We start from the raw sequence: 19,162 nt of genomic DNA on the forward strand, positions 1-19,162 counted from the left end.
GTGAGGGGAGGCGCACCCTCAGCCACGCAGAGGCGGACGGCACCGTTCTTCGCAGCCGGTGACACAGTTCTTACCGGTACCTGCTCCTTCAAGCCACTGTGTCTGAGATGCGTGGAGCCATCCGGCCCGGCTCAGCGTCTCGCGTCGCCCGGGGCAAGCAGGCTGGTGAGCTCGGCGATCGCCTCCGGGGACGGCTTGAAGTAGCGGCGGACGTTCTCCGGCTTCTTGTGCCGAGACTTCGCCATCAGCATCAGCAGCGACGCGCCCCGCTCGCCGAGGTGGGTCAGAGAAGAGTGGCGGTACTCGTGCAGATCCCAGCCAGTGCCAGGCCCGCGTACGGCAGTGTGCTCGTCCAGCAGGGCTCGGGACTGCCCGTACGACAGCCGGGCGAACCCGGTGTCCGGGCAGACGTCACGCGGGCTGACGACCTTGCCGGGGCCGGGCTTGCGGTGGGTGACGAACACCGGCCCGCGGGTGCGGCCCTTCAGCAGCCGGGGCAGGAGCCGGGCGGTGCCGGCGTCCCAGTACACGGTCTCCAGCACGAAGTCCTCGCGGGCCTGGCCCCGGCGCCGGGTCTTGGTCCGCGCGCCTTTCGCCTTCACCGGGCAGCGACGCCCGGCGAAATCCAGCTCCTCGATGTTCACGCCGAGGATCTCCTCCGCCCGCCCCGACGTCTCGTAGAGCATCCGCCACAGCGTCTTCTCCCGCAGATGTACCTCGCGCCGGGCGATCAGCCGGTCGATCGCCATCTTCGAACGGGCAGGGGTCTCGGAATCCGGCACCGCCAGCCGCTTCGCCCAGGCTGGGACCGAGGGACCCTCATAGCCACGCTCGCGGCACCAGCCCGCCAGGACTGCACCCCGGCCCGGCGGGAGTTCCAGGTGTTGACCGCCGCGGTGCCCCAGAGCAGTTCGAGGGCCTCGCCGATCTCGTCGTCAGCGACCGTCGCCAGCGGCCGGCCCTCGCCGATCCGCTCGGCGGTCTTGCCGACACCGATCCCGTAGTTCCGGACCGTGTTCGGATTGCCGAGCGAGTCGAGGAACACGTCGGCCGCCGCCCGGACGGTCAACGCCTTCCCGGTCGGCAACTGCACGACGGTGGACACAACGCTTCCCCCTTGCCGCAGATAACAGGGCCGCTTCGTGTAGCGGCCGGAGAACGTCACCGCAGGTGACGGATCAAGCTACCGCAGATATTGGGGTGTTATCTGTGGGACCACTTCAGACCGGTCCTGCCGCCGCCGACCCACCGGCCGCCCACCAGGGCCGACGGAGGCTTAGCGCACGATCTGACACCGATGTTCCTCAGACCCCGAGTCCCTGCAGCGCACCGTCCGCACCGCGGCCGCGCTCGCGCACGGTGACGCGGACTTCCTCGACCGGCTCCGCGACGCCGGTGTCCGCGTGCGCGAACGCCGCGACGACGACGGGACGCTGGTCGGGTATGCGGTCGCGCTGCCCGGGGACCGTGCCGACCGCGGCAGCCGGCCCGTCTGGTTCGCGGGATCCACCCTCGCCTACGACCTGTCCCTGCCGCGCGTCCGGGAACGCTTGACCCCGCTCGTCACGGAGGCCGACTGGGCACTCGCCGAGCACCGGATCCGGGAAGCCGCCGAACTCCTGGGCCGCGCCGGGCAGGACGAGGGCGCTGGCGACGTCGCAGCCCTCGGCGACCTCCTCGCCGTCGCCGCCGCCCCCGCTCCGGCCGTGGTGTGCGACCGCGTCTAGGCGGCGGCCGACGCCTTCGAGCAGGCCGCCCGCGCACCAGGCGCCCGCACCCTCGAAGGCCGCGCCCGAGCCGGCTGGCGCGCCTCGACCCGCGCCCTGGAACTGGCGCCGCGCGCCGCCCGCGGGGGAGGCGCCGCGGTCGTCCTGACCCTGCTGATCGCGCTCGTTCAGGCGGTGGAGGCCGCCGCCGACTGGCACCGAGCGCAGGCCTACCGGGCCCAGGCGAAAGCCGCCGCCGACGCGGCGGTCCTGCTGCGGGAGGCAGCCGCCCTGAGCGGCAATCGGCCCCCGACCACCACGCCGCGCACCGGCCGGGTGGTGCGCACCGCGGCCCGTGGCCTGCCGCCGGCTGCGCCCGTTACCGGTGTACCGGCCCGCCCGCGCCCCGATCCCGGCTGGCCCGGCCCGTCCCGCACACGCTGACCCCGTACTCGAGGGAGCCCTCCGCCGATGACGTACCCGCCTCAGCCCGAACCGTTCGCCGAAGCCGCGCAGACCGCGGCGATGGCCTACCGGCTGGTGATGACCATCAACGACGCCGTCCGCCGCGCCACCCAGAAACGCCTCACCGGCAAGGAGGAGGAACTCAGCGAGGACGCGGCCGAGATGGCCCCGGACTGGTCGGCCGACCAGCTGCGCGGCCATCTCGGCGACGGCATCCTGGCCGTACTGATGGAGGGTGTGGACTGGCCGCAGTTGGCCTGCCCGGCTCGTGGGCCTGCAGCAGGCCGGTGTCGACCTGGGTGTGTTTCTGCCGCGGATGGGCCGCATAACCGCCGGAGTCCACCAGGCCGTGGTGGCGGGCGCGGCCCGGATGAAGGCGGAGGGCACCGACCGGTGGGCCGACCTCCTGAAGGCGACGATCCGAGGGCGTGGTTCGCGACGCGATCCTCGCCTCCCCGGCCTGGCCCGACATCGCCGCCCAGATGGGCCGGCTCGACGACCGGGGGATCGACGTCGCCCGGATCCTCCTCGACGTCCAATCCGCCGGGATGGGCGCCGACCAGGCCGTCGCCGCCGTCACCATCGCGGTCGCGGCTCCAGCCCCTTCGACACAGCATCGCGAGTCCCAGCGGGTCCACCATTCCCATGATCGGTGGCGGCGGGCTTGTATCCGGCATAGCAGTGACGCCGGGCTCTTCCTCGCGCTAGAAAGCCTCCCTCACCACTTCCCGCGTCCGGTAGAGGCAGTGACGATGTGGCGGATGATGGCTGCGGCTTCGTTCGGGTTGTGGTCCAGCCAGTCGGCGAGGTGTTGGCGGATGACCTCTTGGACGTAGCTGTCCGCTTCGGGATTGCTGAGCCTGGTTCTGGTGGATCCCTCGAAGACGGGATGGGCGAGTTTTACGGACACGACCGCGGTCAGGCCTTCGTGGACGGCCTCGATCGTGAGGTCCTCGTCCTCTGCGGATATGTGCCCTTGACGGCGCGCGTGCTTGTCGACGACAGACGTGAGCGCGGTACGGAAGCCCACTTCGTGTGCGCCGCCTTCATGAGTGCGGGTGCTGTTCGCGAAGGAGCGGAACTCTCCCGAGGACAGGGTGCTCCACTGTATGGCGACCTGCACGGAGATCGTCTGCTCCTCGTTCTCCGACGTGAAGCCGATGGCGGGGGGGTGGACGAGGCTCGAGGGGTAGGGGTTGAGGTGGGCCACGTAGGCGCGAAGGCCGTCAAGGTGGTGGTGGCGGACCGGCCGCTCCGGACGCTCGTCGGTCAGCGAGACGGCCAGACCCCCGTTGAGGAAGGCCAGTTCCTGGAGGCGCTGCGACAGCGTGGCGAACGACCACAAGGTGGTCTCGAAGATGTCGGCGTCTGCCAGGAACACAATCGCGGTGCCGTGTCCGCTGCTCTCTTCGTGCCTCGTCAAGGCACTGATCGGGATGCCCTTCTCGTACTCCTGGGTCCAACGGTGGCCCGGTGGACCTCGACCGTGAGACGGCTCGACAGCGCGTTGACCACGCACAGGCCCAGCCCGTTGATGCCGCCGGACACCCAGTAGCCGGTGCGGGGCTTGGGGACGAAGGACAGCTCCGTCAGCTGGCGTTCGACGGCGGACTCGCCGGCGGGTTCCTGCGCCTCGACGGGCAGGCCGCGCCCGTTGTCCGCGACGCGAATGCCGCCGTCCGCAGTGATCGTGACATCGATGGCGTCGGCGTAGCCGGCCAGGTGCTCGTCGACGGCGTACGAGACGACCTCGTAGACCATCTGGTGCAGGCCGCGCTCGCCAGTCGAGCCGATGTACATGCCGGGCCGCCTGCGTACCGCCTCGAGGCCCTCGAGTACCTGGATGTGACTGGCGTCGTACGCGTTCACGTTTACGGGCTGACTGGGGTTGCCGGATTCGGTCATGAAGCACCCTCCCTGGGACGTCCTGAGCATGGTGAGCGCAGGTCACCAAAGCGCGGGCAACACCGCTTTTACGCTGTCGCCCGTGCACGTCTATCTTAGGTATCCGGAAGAAAACATGCAGGTCAGAGCATATGTGTCGAGTTCGCAGGTGGCTGCGTCCACGACTTTGCCGACAAGATCGTTCTGGAGTGCCGCCACCGGGAGCAGGGCAACACGTAGACCCCGCCACAGGCGTGCAGGGGGCGTTCTAGGCTGGAGCCGGGGGGTCTTTCCTCGCGAATTTCCCGGCAGCGTGTGACTCGCCTGCCCTGGAGAGACCACGCCGAGAGGTCGGCCCCTGGACCTCTGCCACAACCGCTACCACGCCCAGCTTCGTGAGGGCGGCGTGCTGGTCGGTGGTGAGTTGGTCGCGTCGGCTTTCGGTGTTGGAGACCCATACGCCCAGCTTCACGATCACCGGTGCCACCTCGCCTTCGATCGCGACCTCCTCGCCGTGTGCGCGGGGCACCGGCCGGTGGGCGCCTTCCCGTTCCACCCACTGCGCGAGGGCTGTCAGGCCGCGCTGGAATGCCTGCTGTGCCTTGCTGGGCTCCTTCCCGCCCCACGCGGCTGGCCGCGGGGGCGGGAGCGGGCGCTTGGTCAGGCGGGCCTCCCAGTGCAGTCAGCCGTTGCTGCTGTTCGGGTGGGAAGGGCGGGAGAAGGTCGCCGAGGGCAGGCGGGGCGCCGTCGCGCGTGAGGGGAGCGGTGCGGGCAGTGCTACGCCTCGATAAGAGCGTGTCCTATGTGGTGAGGCGGACGAGCCGCTTGTAGCAGCACAGGGCTGCCGCGAGACCGAGAAAGGCCAGGTAGTCGCGGGGATGGCGCTCGTAACGGTGGCTGAGTCGGCGGTAGCCGGTCAACCAGGACATGGTCCGCTCGATCACCCACCTGCGTCGCCCGAGTCGCTCTGATGACTCGATGCCTTTGCGGGCGATGCGGACGCCGATCCGCACCGGCGGTGGGCCGTCGACTTCGATATCCCGAAGCAGGGCGGCAGAGCCTGCCAGGCGCACCCGCTGACCAGCACATAGATGATCGCGGCGAATAGCGTCTCATCAGGCGTGTCCTGCGTCCCGCCGCCCTGCGACCGCACTCTCGACGGTGGGATCAGCGGCTCCGCGATCTCCCACAGCCCGTCCGGAACAATCCAACTCCAAGTACCCCGCCCCATACCGACGTCAACGGCACCTCACCACATAGGACACGCTCTAAGGCGTCGGGGCCGGCCCAGCCGTTTGGCACCCCTGAACAGGCCGCGTTCCGACGGCCCGGTGATCCAACGGGCGTATGCCCGGGGCCCGCGTCCTCGACGAACCCGGCTCCAGGCAGACACATGCGTGCCAGCAGGCAACCCCTTCGGGCGGTTGTCCACTTGAGGCGCTTACGGGGCCCACCCTGGGCGCCGGCGATTCGCCGCAGCCGGGGTGATCATTCTCACGCATACCGGCCGGCTGCGGATCGTCCGTAATGACTTAGGGGCATTTTTCGGCCGCCGCTCCAGTGGGCCCAGCCTTGCCGCTGGGTGTCGACATTGCGGAGAGTCTGTGAAGACCTCTAGGAATAGCCCCACTTGTAGGTTTCTTGTGGGGGATCTCTGTGCGTGTTGCGCGTTCGCTTGTTCTCGCTGTGGCTTTCGTCATGGCGATCTTGGCCGGTACTGAGCAGGCGGCGACGGCCGCAGTCCGATGGGTGGCCGACAAGAGGGTTCCCGCCCCGGGTGAACGTCCCAAACAGGTATGGGGATCGGCACGTGGACTGGGACACGATGCTCCCAGCGGGGCGACCGAAGCCGTAGCGAACGATGGGCGGGGCGGTGCGCAGGCGGCTCCGGACGAGCTTCCGCCCGCCGGTGGGGTCAGCCACCCTGAACTGGGCAGACGGCCGGCTCCCGAGATGCCGAGAACCAGTCCGGCAGCTTCTCCGGCGGTCGCAGCGCCAGTCGGCTTCGATGCGAAGCGCAGCGTCGAGTTGCCCGGTGAGCGCGCCGAGCGCGCCCGTACATACCACAACCCCGACGGCACGAACACCACACGCTTCTTCGATGAGCCGGTCAACTTTCTCTCAGCCGATGGAATTTGGCACCAGATCGATTCTTCGCTCGCGCGTTCCGCAGGGATCAAGGCGATGACTGCTTCCGGCTCAGGCTGGGAGACGCGTTCCACCGATGACCTCATCTACTTCTCGGAGTACGCAGACGGCAGCCCGTTGGTGCGCATGGGCATCAACGAAACCTTTTCCGTGGGATACGGAATCGAGGGTGCCCGGCACGCACAGGGCGTTGTCGAGGGCAGCACTATCACCTACCCCGAGGTGCGCCCGTCCGCGGACGTCGAGTTGGTGGCTGGCGGTGACCAGGTAAAGGAAGTGTTGGTCCTCAAAGATCGCAATGCTCCCACCCAGTGGCGGTTCCCTCTCTCCCTGGCGGGTCTGACGGCCAGGCTGGACGGACAGGGTGGCGTCGCGTTCGTCGACGCCCAGGGCAAGCAGCAAGGCTGGATGCCGTCCGGATGGATGGAAGACTCCAACCTGGGTGAGCGATCTCATGAGGGTGCCATCTCGAATGGCGTCACCTACGGGCTTGCCGAGGACGCCGGCCGTCAAGTTCTGGTGGTCACCCTGGACGAGAAGTGGCTCACGGCCCCGGAACGCGTCTTCCCTGTCAAGGTCGACCCGCCGATGTCTGCGCGTGCGACCTCGTCCACGTACGTGGACGCCAAGCACAACACCAACTTCGCCAACAGCCCGGACCTCAAAGTCGGTACCCACAGCGGCGGCGACAACAAGGCAGCCTCCTTCCTCCGCTTCGACAACGTCCAGAGCAGCCTGAGCAATGCATGGATCGTCGAGGCGAACCTGGCGCTCTACAACTCGTGGTCGTACTCGTGCGACGCACGCCCGGTGACGGTGCACCCCATCACCTCGAACTGGTCGGAGAGCACAACGTCGAGCTGGCCGGGCCCCGCCACCGGTCCGGCGTTGGCATCCAAGTCGTTCGCACATGGATGGCGTCCGCTCGGGACGAATACGTGGTCGTGCGGCCCTGCCTGGGAATCCATCCCGCTCGGCGCGGAAGGCCGCCAACTGGTGGATGACTGGACCCACGGACGCAAGCCGAACTACGGCCTCGCCGTCAAGGCATCCACCACGGACTCCCGAGCATGGAAGCACTTCGACTCCGACGACACCACCACCGGCAAGCCGAGCCTCGACGTCATCTGGACCCAGTACGGCGCCACCTACGAGCTCGGCGGGTTCGCCACCCCGATGACGGCGACGACCGAGGGCACCTTCAAGGTCAAGGTCACCAATAAAGGCCAGCAGACCTGGGGTAAGAACAGCAGTTTCAAACTGAGGTACGACCTCTACGACGCAGCAGGGAACAAAGTCGGCGGCGACTACTGGAGCAAGATCCGTTGGACGGACATGCCCCACGACGTCCCGCCGGGCAGTTCAGCAAACCTCGACGCCAGGATCGCCCCGTTGTCACCCGGGACGTACACCATCGCCTGGACCATGGACGAATACGGTGTCAGCTCCTTCGCCGCACAGGGGGTGCCGGCGGCTGCCGTCAAGGTCAACACGGTCAACATCCCACCCCACCTGACCGGAGCCAATCCTCCGAGTGGCACGGTCAGTGACACCCTGACACCTACCCTGTGGGCCGCCGCAGCCGACCAGGACCTCTTCCCCAGCGCTCTGACCTACCAGTTCGAGATCTGCGAGGTGGAAGGCCGGGAAACGCGAAGGAACTGCCGTCAGTCCGACTTCACGTCCTCGCAGAGCTGGACGGTGCCGGCCGAATGGCTGAGCTGGTCCAAGACGTACGCCTGGTACGCCTACGCCCACGACGGACAAGGCACCTCGGCACGCCCGGGTCCCTCGCTGCTGACCACCCAGGTGCCGCAGCCGGTGATCACCTCGCACCTCGGCGGCGCAGACAGCGGGCGCGGGTTCGGGGAACGTGCTGGCAACTACGTCACAGCGGCCACTGATGCATCCGTGTCGGTCGTCGGGCCGGAGCTGGCTGTCGTACGCACCTACAACTCGCAGGACCCCAGGACTGACAATGCCTTCGGCGCAGGCTGGGCCACCCGCTGGGACATGCGGGCCAAGCCCGAGCCCGATAGCAGCGTCGTGATCACGCTCGCCGACGGCAGCCAGGTCCGCTTCGGGCGCAACTCCGACGGTTCTTTCAGTGCGCCTTCCGGTTCAATGGGTGTCCTCGCTGCGGTGGACGGCGGAGGTTGGACGCTGCGGGACGCGAGCGGCGCACTCTACTCCTTCGACGCGACCGGCCTGCTGACGAAGATCAAGGACGGCTATGGCCGTGAACAGCAACTGATTCATACCAACGGCAAGGTCGCCAAGGCCACCGACTCCCTCTCGGGCCGTTCCTTGTCCTTCGCTTGGAGCGGCAACCACGTCAGCGCAGTGTCCACCGACGCGGTCAGCCCCGGCGCCCCCGCATTGACCTGGACCTACTCCTACACGGCTGGCCGCTTGGTGAAGGTCTGTCCGCCGACCTCGCCCACCGCTTGCACGACGTACGCCTATACGCCCGGCTCCCAGTACCGGAGTCTGGTGCTCGACGCCGCTCCGATCGGCTACTGGCGACTGAACGAGTCCGAGGGTGAGATCGCGGCCAGCGAGGCAGTCTCCCGTACCGGCCTCAACGCTGGCCGCTACAGGGACGTCGGCTTCGGCGCCACCGGTGCGCTGACGGCCACCAACAACAAGGCCGCCTCCTTCAACGGCACCAACTCCTACATCGAACTGCCCGAGACCGCATTGGCGCCCTCCAAGCTGCTCACCGTCGAGGCGTGGTTCAAGACCACTACGCCCGGGGGTGTGCTGGTCGGCTTCCAGAACAACCGCCTCGGCGAGCCGACCTACCGCTACAGCCCGGTGCTGGCCATCGACTCCCAGGGCAAGCTCAGGGGCGCCTTCGAACAGTCCGACGGTTGGCACGATCCGTTGTCCTCGGCCGGACCGGTCACCGACAACGCCTGGCACCATGCAGTCCTCGCCAGTACCGGCACCAGCCAGACGCTCTTCCTGGACGGCCAGCCGGTCGGCACCCGGACCGGCCCTGTCGACCACTCGAACAAGACCTTCGCGTATCTCGGTGCCGGCCAGTCCTCCGTGGGGTGGGACGGGACCAACGTTTGGGGTGTGCGCCACTACTCCGGCCTCATGGACGAGGTCGCCATCTACCACCGGGCCCTTGACGCCGGCACCATTCGGTCCCACTACGAGGCCCGCACCGGGACGGCGAAACTGACCAAGAGCACGCTCCCCTCGGGCCGGACCGGCGCGGAGGTCTTCTACGACGGCAACACCGAGCGTGCCACCCAGGTCAAGGACAGCACCGGCGGCACCTGGCAGATCTCCGCCCCCGCCTACAGCGCAGGCTCGCAGGCGTACGCCGATGCCGTGCGGGCGAGCGGGGCCGTCAACTACTGGCGCCTGGGCGAGAGCAGCGGAGCCATGGCGGCAAACGACATATCCAGCGGCGGTGACGGTTCATACCGCGACGGTGTCACCCTGGGCGGCGTCGGAGCCTTCATGGACGGCGACGACGGCTCTATCACCCTCGACGGCAATCGCGGAGCGATCTCTGTACCAGGTGAATCGCTCACCGGGGCGACGTCCCTGTCCGTGGAGCTGTGGTTCCGCACCGACAAGGCGAACAGCGTCCTGCTCGGCCTGCAGAACACCGAGCTCGGCGTACAGCCGCAGAACTGGAACCCGAGCCTTCTTATCGACGGCGAGGGCAAACTGCGCGGCCACCTTTGGCACGGCTCGTACGACTCGCCGATCACCAGCGCCCGCACGGTGACCGACAACGCCTGGCACCACGTCGTCATCACCGGCGGCCCCTCCGGCCAGACCCTGTACCTCGACGGTGCCAAGGTCGGATCCCTTGCCGGGGCAGTCTCGCCCGAGACCCTCGCTCACGCCTACCTCGGCGCCGGCTACTCCAGTTCCACCTGGGACGGCCAGCCCGACGGCACCAAGTACTTCTCCGGGCAGCTCGACGAGGCCGCCTTCTACACCAAGGAACTCAACGCTCAGACCGTCGCCGACCACTACAAGGCCCGCACCCGCCTGGTCACCGGTGACGGAGACCGTTACCGGGGTGCGGTTCTGGCCGACGCGCCGGCCGGATTCTGGCGCCTGGATGAGACGAGCGGCACCCAGATCGCGAACAAGGTCGCGGTCACCGGGGGAACCGGAACCTCCACCAAGGCCACCCCCGGCACGAACGGGGTCTTCGGGGTGGGAGACGGCTCAGCCCTGCAGTTCAACGGCGATGGATACGCCGAACTGCCTTCTGCCCACCGCGCGGCCCCGGGCCTGTCCATCGAGCTGTGGTTCAACACCACCAAGCCCGGTGTCCTGTTCAGTTCGACGCAGAAGCAGCTGTCCGACCCTACGGCGGGCACGGGGACCTACACACCCGCTTTGTACGTCGGCGCCGACGGCAGACTCCGCGGTGAGTACTTCTCGCCGGGCGTAGCCGCTCTGAACGCCTCGCCCGAGCCGGTGACGGACGGCCAGTGGCACCACGTCGTCCTCAATGCCAACGGCGGCACCCAGAGCCTCTACCTCGACGGCACGCAGGTTGCGTCAAGGACGGGCGCTCCGCACAGCTACCAGTCGGAGCAGTACACCTTCATCGGTGCCGGCTTCACCAAGTACTGGCCCTCATCACCCGGTGACGGCATCAGCTACTTCACCGGGCAGATCGACGAGGTTGCCGTCTACCAGCGGCCCCTGACCGCCGAGCAGGTAGCCGGGCACTACAACGCGCGCAGCCGGGCGGGTGGATCCACCCTCGGCGCGACGGTGACCGTAACCGACCCGACCGGTGCAAAGACCAGCACCACCTACGACGCCGTACGCGGCCAGCGGAAGGTGGCCGCAACGGATGCCGCGGGCGGGGTGACGACGTACGCCTACGACACCGGCGGTTTCCTCCGCACCGTTACGGACCCCAACGGCCACTCCACTGTCACCGGCCACGACAAGCGCGGCAACACCGTCTCGACGACCACCTGCCGTGACGCCGACTCCTGCTGGACGGCTTACGCGAGCTACTTCCTCAACGAGGACAACCTGCTGGACCCGCGTAACGGCAAGCGCACCGCAGTGCGGGACGCCCGCTCCACCGGCCCCAGCGACAATAGCTACAGGACCATAACCAGCTACACCACCAGCGGACTGCCCTTCGCCGTCCAGCTCGCGGACGGCCGACAGACACTTACCACCTACACCACCGGCACCGAGCCGGCGGTCGGAGGCGGCACCGTCCCGCCCCGCCTTGTCGCCACCCAGAAGACACCCGGCGGTGCCACCACCAAGTACGCGTACTACGCCAGCGGTGACATCGCCCAGACCACCGCTCCCTCCGGTCTGGTCACGAACTACACCTACGACGGTGTAGGCAGGAAGGTGACCGAGACCCAGGTCTCTGCCACCCACCCGGGCGGTGCCACCACCACCTACACCTACAACGGCCTGTCCCGGATCAGCTCTGAGACCGGCCCGGGTGTGAAGAACGAGATCACCGGCACCACCCACACTGCCCGCATCAACCGCACCTTCGACGAGGACAGCAACCTCCTCACCGAAACCACGGAGGACACGACCGGCGGCGACGCAGCCCGTACCACGACCTACCGCTACAACGTGCTGGGTCTGAACGAGAGCGTGACGGATGCAGCGGGCAACGAGACGTCGTTCGGCCACGACGCATTGGGCCGGGTCACCCGTGAGACGGACCCCGAGGGCAACGTCACCACGCACACCTTCACTCCGCGCGGCCAGCTGGCCGAATCGGTCCTGAAGGGATGGACGGGCGACCCGTCGGGCCAGCCCCGGGACCTGGTCCTCGTCTCCCACGCGTACGACCCCGCAGGCCGGCTCGCCTCTATCACCGACGCGATGGGCGCCACCACTGCCCAGACCTACTATGACGACGGCCTCCCCGCCACTACCACGGCCCTGAACGTCACCCAGGCGGACGGCTCCAAGCGCGACATCGTCCTGGAGGCCAACACCTATGACGGCGCCGGGCACCTCACCCGCCGGACAGAGGCCGGCGGCCGGACCAGCGTGCACACCGTGGATGCCACAGGTCGGACCACCCGTGCCGTCCTCGACCCCAACGGCCTGAACCGCATTGCGGACTTCACCTACGACAATGACGACCGCGCCACCGAGACCGCCCAGTCCATCGACGGTGCCGGCAGAAAGCTGACCACCACCACCCAGTACGACGCGGCAGGCAACCCGGTCAGGCAGACCGTCACCGACGGCACCGACACCCGGGTCACGTCCACCACCTACGACCAGCGCAACCTGCCGCTGACCAAGGTCACCCCGCGGGGCCACACCACCACCCACCGGTATGACGTTCTCGGCCGCCTGGTCGAAACCATCGCCCCGCAGGTCCTGGCCGAGGAGAACGGCGGCACGGCCACCGCGGTCAACCCCAAGACCCTCAACGGCTACAACGTCTTTGGCGAAGCCACCGGAGCGCGTGACACACGCGGACTGGTAACCCGTACCGAGACCGACAAGCTGGGCCGCCCCGTCGCGGTCACGCTGCCCGCTTACACTCCGCCCGGCTCGACCACAGCCGTCACGGCCGTCGCACGTACGACGTACGACAAGCGGGGCAACCCCGCCTCCATGACCGACCCGCTGGGACGCGCCACCTACTACGCCTACGACCAGCTGGGCAACCTGATACGCACGACGGAGCCGGCCGTGGCCGGCGCGCAGGGGCTGGCAGCCCCGGGCGCCACCACCTTCAGCGGCACGTCGACGGACCTGTCCGGCGGCGGCGTCACCACCCACACCTGGACGCCGACCGGTCTGCCGCTTTCGACGACCGACCCGACTGGAGCACGCACCGAGGCGACCTACGACGAACTGGGCCGCAAGCTGACCGCCACGACGGTCGAACGCAAGCCCGCCCTGCAGAACCTCGTCGCCCGCTACACCTGGGACGACGCCGGCAACCAGACAGCTTCTACCACCCCGGCCGGCCGCCGGACCACGGCCGAGTACAACATGGCCGGCCAGGCGCTGACGGTCACCGACCCGCTCGGCGGTGCCACCCGAGCGGTCTACGACGGCCTCGGCCGCCAGACCGAGTCCAAGGACGCCACCGGCCGCCGCACGGTCACCGCGTACGACGTCCTGAACCGACCCACCACGGTCACCGACTACGGCACGGGCGCAACCCCACTGAGGTCGGTGACGGCCGAGTACGACGCGGACGGAAACCCGACCGCATCGGTATCGGCCACCGGCGCCCGCCGCACCTACACCTACGACGCCCTCGGCCGCATGACCACGCAGGCCGAACCGGTCACAGCCTCGGACTCGATCACGACGACCTTCGGCTACGACGCGGCGGGCCACCGCACGCGCCTCACTGACGGCCGCGGAAAGACCACCCACTACACCTTCAACTCCTGGGGCCTGCCGGAATCGACCATCGAGCCGGCCACCACCACACACTGGAACCCCGACGTCCGTACCTGGACCAACATCTACGACGCGGCCGGTCAGCTCACGACCGAACTGCTGCCGGGCAACGTCAAGCGGACCAAGAGCTATGACGCGCTCGGCCGCCTCACCGGCGAGACCGGCACCGGGACCTCCGTAGCCACCCGGCCGCGCACCCTGTCCTACGACCTGGCCGGCCGCATGACCGGCGTCGGCGGCGACGGAGTCCTCGCCGGGAACACCTACACCTACAACGACCGCGGGCAGCTTCTCTCCACCTCCGGTCCGGGCGGCGCCTCGTCCTACGCCTACGACGCGGACGGCATGATGACCTCCCGCACGGACGCAGCGGGCGCGACGGCCTTCACCTACGACGGAGCCGGCCGGCTCGACACGACCACGGACCCGTTGACGGGAACCCGTCTCCGAAGCGCCTACGACGCGGCCGGACGTCCGCTCGCCGACGAGTTCGCCCGCCCCGGAACCGGGGACCAGTACACGGTCAGTGCGAAGCGCTCGTACACGTACGACAGTCTGGGCCGTCTGGCCAAGGACGCGGTGACCCGCACGACCGGCGGGACCGAGGTCCAGGGCACGGCGTACGAGTACGACCTCGACGACCGCCTGGTGAAAAAGACGGCCACGGGCACAGCCGGTGCCGGAGCCCAGTCCTACACCTATGACCTGGCCGGGCGGATGACCTCCACCACCGCAGGGAGCACGACCACCCCGTACGAGTGGGACAAGGCCGGAAACCTGACCAAGAAGGGGAACACCACCGGCGCCTACGACTCCCGCAACCGCCTGGAGACCTGGGGTGGCCAGACCATCGCCTACAGCGCCCGCGGAACCGAGAAGACGGTCACCGAAGGCGGGAACAGCCGCCAGATCAACTCCGACGCCTTCGAACGCACCGTCACCAACGGCACCAGCACCTTCACCTACGACTCCCTCGACCGGGTCATAACGCACAACGGATCCGCCTTCAGCTACGACGGCGCCTCCAACAACCTGGTCAAGGACGCCACATCCACCTACACCCGAACCCCGGGTGGCAACCTGCTGGCCTCAGCCGTCACCGGCACGCCGGCCAGCGCCCAACTGGCGGTCACCGACCGCCACACCGACCTGATCGCCGGCCTTACCCCGGACGGCACCTCGGTCTCCTCCTCCCGCGCCTACGACGCCTTCGGCAACGTGTCGGCATCCTCGGGAACGAGTCCCTCCCTCGGCTTCCAGTCGGGCTGGACGGACGCCTCCACGGGCGAGGTCAACATGGCCTCCCGTTGGTACCAGCCCGGCATCGGCAGCTTCACCAGCCGTGACACCCTGCAGCTGGACCCCACGCTGTCAGGCCTGCGCGCGAACCGCTACTCCTACGGCTTCGGCGGACCGCTGAACGGTACCGACCCCAGCGGACACGTGTTTCCTCTCGTGCTCGGCGGTGTCGCGATTTGGAAGGCCGTTATTGCCGGGACTGCAATCACCGCGACAGCGGGCGTCACCATCGTGGCTGTGGACCAGTGGTCCCGGAACTGGTCCGATTCGACCTCAAGCTCGTCCGCAGGCTCGCATACCACCACGTACAGCTATTCCTCAAACAGCGACCTGCGCTGGGAGAAGGAGCAGATGCGCAAGGGGCGCACCGACAGGAGCCCCCGAACCGATTCCCCCAGTTCGCCCAGGGGTCCTCACGGACCCCGGGGTCGCGGAACGACTGCCCCTAGGGTCAGCACCCAGCCCCCGCGCCCCCCGATGCCCCGCCAGAACCCCAACCGGCCAGCCCCCGAACACCTTCCCCGCTTCAACTGGGACCCCCGCAACAGCGGATGGAACCCCAAGGACGGCTGGAATATGATCATCGGGGCCGTCCATGTATTGGACGCCCTCACAGGTGAGAATTTCACCCCGGACCAGCAACCGCTGCCCAATGAGGGACTTGGAGTCGATCCCGGCTCGGGAAGTGGGGCAGAGGGGGACACTGATGACCAGGAGAACTGCACCACTCACCTTGCCAAGGGCGTAAAGAAGGCGGATCGAGGAAACTCGGGGATCGTGTGCTTCCGCGCGCCATCCAATGCTTCACAAGATCAGATCGATGAGCTGAAAGATCATATTGCGGCACTGAACTCCCAAATGGGATATCTCTCTCCGACGGGAAGGGTGCAGCCTGAGAAGGTTCCGACATTGGACTCGGCCACCGGTAAAATGCGCGACCTTGCTTTCGTGGCGGAAAAGATCAAGGGCCTTCACATTGATGACGTGAAAGGAACTGAATACGATTACGGAACCCTGGGCAAGGTTGCCGGACATCTTCCTGACACTACATGGTCAGGAAAGTCCAATCCCTATTGTTGGCATCAGCAAGATACGAGAGTGAATAGTACGGTCGGGGGTGACGCGCAGAAGTACCTTCCAGGCTACAAGCCCACCGGCTTCTACTATGCCGGAGTCAAGGGGAATCCAGGAACTTATACAACTGAGCGCGTTACCGGTACCCTTTCCGTTGGTGAGCATAAAATCTGTCAGATATCGAGATCATAGGAAGATGCGGGCATGGACCTGAGTCACGTCGTTGCGCGGGCGGTTCAAAAGTGCCTAGAGGACTACTTCGAGGACACTCGGGTTTGGCGACTCCCGGCGCTCAGGCCACCGGCCTCCGAGCGGCAAATTTTTGCCTTGGAGCAGATTTGCGGACAAGTGCTCGATGCGGACTTTCGCGACTTTCTACGCCTTTCCGACGGGATGGAAGGCCTCTATTTCACGATGTCGGTCCTGGGCTGCTCGGACTGGGAATCTGAGACTCTCCAAACTCTCGCCGCTCGCGAATATGCGGAGTCGGTCTCCTCTGGAGAGGTCCCCGAAGATGTCGGCCTGGAGGATTCCGTAAAGATTTTCCCTATCGCAGTAAATGCGGACGCGTCGGACGGAATTTTCCTGATCGAATCCCTGGTTGCGCCTGAAAGGATTTGGTGGACTGGCCAGGGGAGTAGTCGCTTCTTCCACACCTTCCGAAACCTTTTGGAATATTGTACGAACAGGTCGCTCTACTCGCCGAGAGACACCGTGGATTGATCGACAGGGTGCAGCGGTGTGCGGTCTGGCCGTTAAGGCCTGTGTGATGTCGTGATCAGCTGCCGGGTTCTGCCCTCTTCGAGGGGTGGAATCCGGTAGGACCGGGGTCGCGACACGTCTGCAACTCACCAATGTCCAGTGGAGGTTCATCGAGCCGTATCAAGAGCTGCGTGCACCAGGTCCACCACCAGCGTCTTGCCGCTGCCGGCCTGCCCGGCCACGAACACCACCACCGGGTGTTCCTGCGCTACTGCTGGTTTCAGAATGACTTGTGATGGCTCGAGGCAGGCGTGGCCTGACCCTAATGGATGTGGGGCGCCATCCGCGGGGTCGCGCCGCGGTCGAACACGGGCGCGCTGTTCGCGTGCCATGACCTCAAGTGATCATCTGCCTGACCTGACCAGACCACCCCGGACATCGATCTGCTGCTGCGGTCATCGTTCGGCTTCGACGTCCACCGGAAGCACTATGGCAAGGGCTTCAAGCTTGCCTCGGGTGCGCTACTGGAGGTGATCGCCGGGGAATCCGCCGGTGGGGCGTACTTCCTGTGCACTGAGCAGAACGGTCATCGGCCAGTGGTGTTCGCGAGTTCCGAAGGGGAAGCTGGGCTGCTCGCCGATGACCTCGCGGACGCGCTGGAGATCATCATCGGGCTGGAGTGGCGGGACTGCCTCACATTTTCGGGCGGTGGCGATGTGGAGGTCATGCAGATCTCCGCTCAACACCTTGAACGGTCCCGTGCCAAGTGCAACCCCGGCATCGACAGCGAAGCTGCCCAAGTGGCCGCAGCCCTGTCACTACGGATCATGCCGGCCGCTGACCTCCTCATCCGGTTGCACGCAGCTGCCTCGAAGACCGAACCGGACTACATCGTGACCGACGACGACGGGCAGGCGTTCGACCCGCCGTTCGGCGAGCACATGGAGCCGCGCCACGGCGGCTGGCCCTAAACCTGACCGTCCGCTGCCGGGGTCGCATCGACACCGCCATCTCTGCCAATGCCTGACATCGCGTCGGGCAGACTCTCCGACGTGTCTGCCGACCTTGTTTCCGACCCAGCTATCTCGCTGGCGAGCGCTCGTGCCGAGTGCTACTCCGCCGATTTCCACGCGCACGACAATCACCTGTGGCACATGGATTTGCTCGTCCGTGCGGAGCGGTTCGATCAACTCACTGAACTTGCGGTCACAGACGTCCATGGACGTCGGAGACTCAACAGATCGCTTCACGAGCGGGGGATGGACACAGCGCTCCGCCACCGTGCTGAGGCCGGCGACAGTGGTGCCCTGTATCACCTTGTGAGGTTGCTGTGCGAGAAGGGCCAGCTCCAGGAGGCCTGTGAAGCGGTTCAGGGCCTCGGTCCGGAGGATGAGTACGCGCACCAGCTCGTGGCCGACTTTCGAATGGCCTCGGGCGGTGCACAGTAGGTCTCCACATCTGCCAATCGCACCCGACTACGTCCGTGAATCTACGCCGCCTCCGGGCGAAGCCAGACGGCCATCGTGCTGAAGTTCATCAGCAGCTCTGTCGGCGGCCACTTCTTGCGAGGCCCCTTGCAGGCCAGGACATCCACCAGCCGGTCCTGTGGCAGGACCAGCCGGTAATGCCTTCCCGGAGCAGTGGGGAGGCGGGATGGTGCAACCGGTCCGGGTTCGCGGGTTGACCGAGCAGGAGGGGCAGCGACTCCAGCACATCGGCCGGCGAGGGAGTACCAGCTCGGTGCGGTTCCGGCGGACGATGATGCTGCTGGCCTCGGCTGGAGGTAGCGCGGTCCCGTTCATGGCCCGGCTGGTCTAGTGCTGTGACCGGAAAGGTTCGCTGGTTCTGCTGAGAGGACACCTGCGTACTCGGCTGCGACAGGCGGGTCGGTTGGTGATGGAGGAACAGTGACAGCGCAGGATGCGCCGGTGGCACGTCTACGGGTTCGGAACAACGGTGCTGAGCTGTTGGAGTTGGTCCTGGAGTGTTACGGGAGCGACCACTGGCTGCGTCCGGGTGAGACCTTTGTCGTTTGGACGGTCGGTTCTTCCGAAGGCGATCCCTGGCCTGGGACGACGCTCGGCAACGAGCCCTTCCAGGTGGACTATCGGCCAGGTTCGGTGACGGTGCATTTCAACGGCGTCCACGGATATGTCACGGATGTCGCCGGCAACGAGATCGACTGCGGCCACCGACGCCCGGCCGACGCTGAGAGTGTGTGACCCTGCCGTCCGCGGAGGGTCAGGCCGCCTTCAGTGGCCGTCCGCCCCAGCGGATGCCTCGTTCGCTGCGAATGCGGGCGCGTTCGCGTCGTTGGGCGGCCAGGACGTCGGGGTGGCGGGCGTTCTTATTCCGCCAGCGCAGGTAGGTGTGTAGGGCCCGGCTCTGGACGGTGTGGCGGCACCTGCCGACACCAGGCCGCCGCCAAGACCACGGAGGTCCGCGGGCTCACCATGCGGCAGCCATGGGCC

The 19,162-nt window shown here is 67.2% G+C and carries 9 protein-coding genes and 4 pseudogenes; 6 read left to right on the top strand and 7 right to left on the bottom strand.

Annotated elements, in window-relative coordinates; all coding sequences use genetic code 11:
• Positions 1-131: 131 nt before the first annotated feature.
• Positions 132-1,105, bottom strand: a pseudogene (locus ACZ6JS_RS33310) (tyrosine-type recombinase/integrase).
• A gap of 298 nt (positions 1,106-1,403) precedes the next feature.
• Between ACZ6JS_RS33310 and ACZ6JS_RS33315 the strand changes: the two are divergent.
• Entirely contained in the window at positions 1,404-1,727 is a 324-nt protein-coding gene (locus ACZ6JS_RS33315; protein ID WP_469303563.1) for a hypothetical protein, read from the top strand.
• A 1,162-nt stretch (positions 1,728-2,889) separates the two neighbouring features.
• On the opposite strand, the gene ACZ6JS_RS33320 is transcribed toward ACZ6JS_RS33315, so the two are convergent.
• The 4 genes and pseudogenes from ACZ6JS_RS33320 to ACZ6JS_RS33335 form a co-directional block, all read right to left on the bottom strand.
• A complete protein-coding gene (locus ACZ6JS_RS33320; protein ID WP_469303565.1) occupies positions 2,890-3,594 on the bottom strand; it encodes a hypothetical protein in 705 nt (234 codons plus the stop codon).
• Positions 3,591-4,076, bottom strand: coding sequence for an ATP-binding protein (locus ACZ6JS_RS33325; protein ID WP_469303567.1), 486 nt, complete (start codon positions 4,074-4,076; stop codon positions 3,591-3,593). Before ACZ6JS_RS33325 ends, ACZ6JS_RS33320 begins: the two co-directional genes overlap by 4 nt.
• Before the next feature lie 247 nt (positions 4,077-4,323).
• Positions 4,324-4,611, bottom strand: a complete 288-nt coding sequence (locus ACZ6JS_RS33330) for a hypothetical protein (RefSeq protein WP_469303568.1) — start codon at positions 4,609-4,611, stop codon at positions 4,324-4,326.
• 244 nt (positions 4,612-4,855) lie between these two features.
• Positions 4,856-5,286: pseudogene (locus ACZ6JS_RS33335) on the bottom strand (transposase).
• Between the two features lie 953 nt (positions 5,287-6,239).
• On the opposite strand from ACZ6JS_RS33335, the gene ACZ6JS_RS33340 reads away from it, so the two are divergent.
• Positions 6,240-16,181 (top strand): LamG-like jellyroll fold domain-containing protein, encoded by a 9,942-nt coding sequence (locus ACZ6JS_RS33340; protein WP_469303569.1) that lies wholly within the window; start codon positions 6,240-6,242, stop codon positions 16,179-16,181.
• Positions 16,182-16,193: 12 nt separating this feature from the next.
• Positions 16,194-16,712 carry an SMI1/KNR4 family protein gene (locus tag ACZ6JS_RS33345; protein ID WP_469303571.1) on the top strand — a complete coding sequence of 173 codons (519 nt, stop codon included), beginning with the start codon at positions 16,194-16,196 and terminating at the stop codon, positions 16,710-16,712.
• Positions 16,713-16,858: 146 nt separating this feature from the next.
• Here the strand turns inward: ACZ6JS_RS33345 and ACZ6JS_RS33350 are convergent, their stop codons facing one another.
• The gene (locus ACZ6JS_RS33350; protein ID WP_469303572.1) at positions 16,859-17,083 is read right to left on the bottom strand and encodes a zeta toxin family protein; all 225 of its coding nucleotides are present in this window, start codon (positions 17,081-17,083) and stop codon (positions 16,859-16,861) included.
• 138 nt (positions 17,084-17,221) lie between these two features.
• Between ACZ6JS_RS33350 and ACZ6JS_RS33355 the strand changes: the two genes are divergently transcribed.
• The 3 genes and pseudogenes from ACZ6JS_RS33355 (at position 17,222) to ACZ6JS_RS33365 (ending at position 18,913) form a co-directional block, all read left to right on the top strand.
• Positions 17,222-17,662, top strand: coding sequence for a hypothetical protein (locus tag ACZ6JS_RS33355; RefSeq protein WP_469303574.1), 441 nt, complete (start codon positions 17,222-17,224; stop codon positions 17,660-17,662).
• A gap of 682 nt (positions 17,663-18,344) precedes the next feature.
• Positions 18,345-18,506 (top strand): annotated as a pseudogene (locus ACZ6JS_RS33360) (IS630 family transposase); the annotation flags it as partial.
• Between the two features lie 92 nt (positions 18,507-18,598).
• Positions 18,599-18,913, top strand: coding sequence for a hypothetical protein (locus tag ACZ6JS_RS33365; protein ID WP_469303576.1), 315 nt, complete (start codon positions 18,599-18,601; stop codon positions 18,911-18,913).
• Between the two features lie 19 nt (positions 18,914-18,932).
• Here ACZ6JS_RS33365 and ACZ6JS_RS33370 read toward each other — a convergent pair.
• A pseudogene (locus tag ACZ6JS_RS33370) lies at positions 18,933-19,088 on the bottom strand (IS630 family transposase); the annotation flags it as partial.
• Positions 19,089-19,162 lie beyond the last annotated feature (74 nt).

Source organism: Streptomyces sp. NPDC046349, assembly GCF_055587885.1.